This window comes from Longimicrobium sp. (assembly GCF_036554565.1).
Lineage (GTDB): Bacteria > Gemmatimonadota > Gemmatimonadetes > Longimicrobiales > Longimicrobiaceae > Longimicrobium.
The window spans coordinates 1-3385 of sequence record NZ_DATBNB010000809.1; the positions used below are offsets into that span (position 1 = coordinate 1).

The following is a 3385-nucleotide window of genomic DNA, read 5'->3' on the forward strand; positions in this document are numbered from 1 at the left end:
TGGTGGACACCGGCATGCACGCCTCGAAGTCCAAGATCCTGGAGGCGGCCGAGCAGCTCTACGGCGACCAGCCGCCGGCCGCGATCGTCCTGACCCACGGCCACTTCGACCACGTCGGCACCGTCGAGCGCCTGGCGGCGATGTGGGACGTGCCGGTCTACGCGCACAAGCTGGAGCTGCCGTACCTGACCGGGCGGTCGTCGTATCCGCCGCCGGACCCGACCGTCGGGGGGGGCGCCATGGCGCGGCTCTCCGGGCTCTACCCGAAGAAGCCGATCGACCTCGGCAGCCGGGTGCAGGCGCTGCCCACGGACGGCGATGTGCCCGGCATGCAGGGCTGGCGGTGGATCCACACGCCGGGGCACACGGCCGGCCACGTCGCGCTCTTCCGCGACGCCGACCGCACGCTGATCGCGGGCGACGCGTTCGTCACCACGCGGCAGGAGGCGCTGACGTACGTGATGGAGCAGACGCCCGAGGTGAACGGCCCCCCGATGTACTACACGCCCGACTGGCCCCGGGCGGAGCATTCCGTTCGCCTGCTGGCGGCTCTGGAGCCGGAGCTCGCCGCGACGGGGCATGGCATTCCCCTGGGCGGCGCGCAGCTTCGCGACGAGCTGCGCGCGCTGGCCGCAGACTTCCGTAACCGCGCCATGCCGGCCCGGGGCCGCTACGTGAAGGAGCCGGCGGTGACGGACGAGCGCGGCCTCGTCTCGGTGCCGCCCCGGGCCATCGACGCGGACAAGGTGATGATCGCCGCCGGCGTGGCGTTCGGACTGGGCATCCTGCTGGCCCGCGCCGCCCGCTCGCGCCGCACCCGCCACGCGGAGTACGATGGGTACCAGGAGCCGGTCATCCTGTAGCGCGTCGGCGGATGTGACGATGCCCGCCCGCTCGGCCTGAGCGGGCGGGCATCTCGCTTTCGTCTGGACGGCCGCTATCTTGAGCCCCTCACTCCCGTATCCCATCCTTTCCGCCACCCGATGCACCCTCCCGCCGACCTGGTCATCCGCTCGCGCCGCGTGGTCCTACCCGACGGCATGCGTCCCGCCGCTGTCCGCATCTCCGACGGCCTCATCGCGTCCGTCGACAGCTATGACGATGCGCAGGGTGGGACGGTGGTGGACGTCGGGGATGCCATCGTCATGCCCGGGCTGGTGGACACGCACGTCCACGTGAACGAGCCCGGCCGGACGGAGTGGGAAGGATGGGAGACGGCGACGCGCGCCGCGGCCGCGGGCGGCGTGACGACGCTGATCGAGATGCCGCTGAACAGCATTCCGGCGACGACCACGGTTCCGGCGCTGACCGCAAAGGTGGCCGAAGCGTGGAGCAAGTGCAGTGTGGACGTGGGATTCTGGGGCGGCGTGGTGCCCGGAAATGCGTCAGACCTCCCCGCTCTGTGGGAGGCGGGCGTCTTCGGGTTCAAGTGCTTTCTCGCCCCCTCCGGCGTGGACGAGTTCCAACACGTGACCGAGGCGGACCTTCGGCTGGCGATGCCGGTGCTGGCGCAATTGGGGGCGCCGCTGCTGGTGCACGCGGAGCTTCCCGCGCCGCTGGAGCGCGCCGCGGCTTCGATCGCGGGGATGGACCCGCGCAGCTACGCCACGTACGTCCGCTCGCGCCCGCCTGAAGCGGAGGTGGAGGCGATCGAGTTGGTGATCCGCCTCTGCCGCGAGTTCGGGACGCGCGTCCATCTGGTCCACCTGGCGGCTACCAATGCGCTGCCCCTGCTGCGCGACGCCCGTGCGGAGGGACTGCCGGTGACCGTCGAGACCTGCCCGCACTACCTGCACTTTGCGGACGATGACATCGCGGAGGGCGCAACGGAGTTCAAGTGCGCGCCGCCCATCCGGGGCCGCGGGAACCAGCAGGGGCTGTGGGACGGGCTCGCTGCCGGCGACATCGACCTCGTGGCTTCTGACCACTCCCCCTGCCCGCCGGAGATGAAGGCGCGGGAGTCGGGTGACTGGTTCGCGGCTTGGGGCGGAATCGCCTCGCTGCAGCTCGGGCTTCCCGTAATGTGGAGCGCGGCCGGGGAGCGCGGAATGGGCCCGGAGCATATCGCCCGGTGGATGAGCGCGGCGCCGGCGCGCCTGGCGGGGCTGCAGGCGCGGAAGGGCGCCATCGCACCCGGGTTGGACGCCGACCTGGTGGTGTGGGATCCCGATGGCCAGGTGCGGGTGAGCCCTGAGATGCTCCATCACCGGCACAAGCTGACGCCGTACGCGGGCGGCCTCTTTTCCGGCGAGGTGCTGGCGACGTACGTTCGTGGAACCCGGGTGTACCACCGCGGCCGGTTCGCCGCCGCACCCGCCGGGCGCCTTCTCCTTCGCGGCGACGCATGACCGACTTCGCGGACCTTCCCGATCTCGCCGCCGAGCGCCTGGGCGGCGCCGTGCTGCTGGCCAACGACGAGTTCTTCGCGCCCAAGGAAGGGCTGCTGAAGCCCGGCGCCCCCGAGTGGCGCGAAGGCGAGTACACGGAGCGCGGCAAGTGGATGGATGGCTGGGAAACGCGCCGCCACTCGCCGGACCACGACTGGTGCATCGTCCGCCTGGGCACGCCGGGCATCATCCGCGGCGTGGTGGTGGATACCAGCTTCTTCCGCGGCAACTACCCCGAGCACTGCTCCATCGAGGCGTGCGCCATCCACGGAACGCCATCGCTCGAACACCTGGCGAGTGCAGCGGAGTGGACGGAGATCGTGCCCAAGTCGCCGCTGCAGGGCGACCATCGCAACACGTTCCCCGTGGCGCACGAAGGGCTGGTCACGCACCTGCGGCTGAATATCCATCCCGATGGAGGCGTGGCGCGGCTGCGCGTCCATGGCGAGGTCGTTCCCCAGTGGACGCAGTTCGTGCGGCAGGGCGGCGAGGTTGACCTGGCCGCGCTGGAGAACGGCGGATGGGTGATGTCGTGCAGCGACATGTTCTTCGGCCACCGGCAGAACCTGATCCTTCCCGGGCGCTCGCTGTTCATGGGCGATGGATGGGAAACACGCCGGCGTCGCGGCCCGGGGTACGACTGGAGCATCATCCGCCTGGCCGCGCCGGGGCCGATCCACCGGGTGGAGATCGACACCGACCACTTCAAGGGCAACCCGCCCGAGCGCTGCTGGATGGAAGGCATCCACCGTCCCGGCGCGACGGCCGAGGAGTTGGCCGACGGGGCGGCGCCCTGGACGATGCTGCTGCCGGAAAGCAGGCTTCAGCCCCACGCCCGATTCCGGTTCGAGGACCTGGACACCATCGGCGCGGTGACGCACGTGCGGCTGAACATCGCCCCGGACGGCGGGATCGCGCGGCTGCGCGTGTTCGGCACCCTGGCAGAGGCCCCGCGGTGAGCCACCTCACGCGCCTGAACGAGCTGCCGCCCGCCGACG

The 3385-nt window shown here is 71.3% G+C and carries 3 protein-coding genes; all 3 read left to right on the forward strand.

Going from position 1 to position 3385, the window contains the following annotated elements:
* The coding region (locus VIB55_RS22910) for an MBL fold metallo-hydrolase (RefSeq protein WP_331879000.1) at positions 1-863 on the forward strand (863 nt) is incomplete at its 5' end.
* Positions 864-983: 120 nt separating this feature from the next.
* The gene (gene allB / locus VIB55_RS22915) at positions 984-2348 is read left to right on the forward strand and encodes an allantoinase AllB (protein WP_331879001.1); all 1365 of its coding nucleotides are present in this window, start codon (positions 984-986) and stop codon (positions 2346-2348) included.
* Positions 2345-3346 carry an allantoicase gene (gene alc, locus VIB55_RS22920; protein WP_331879002.1) on the forward strand — a complete coding sequence of 334 codons (1002 nt, stop codon included), beginning with the start codon at positions 2345-2347 and terminating at the stop codon, positions 3344-3346. The genes allB and alc overlap by 4 nt, the downstream gene beginning before the upstream one ends.
* The last annotated feature ends 39 nt before the right edge of the window (positions 3347-3385 follow it).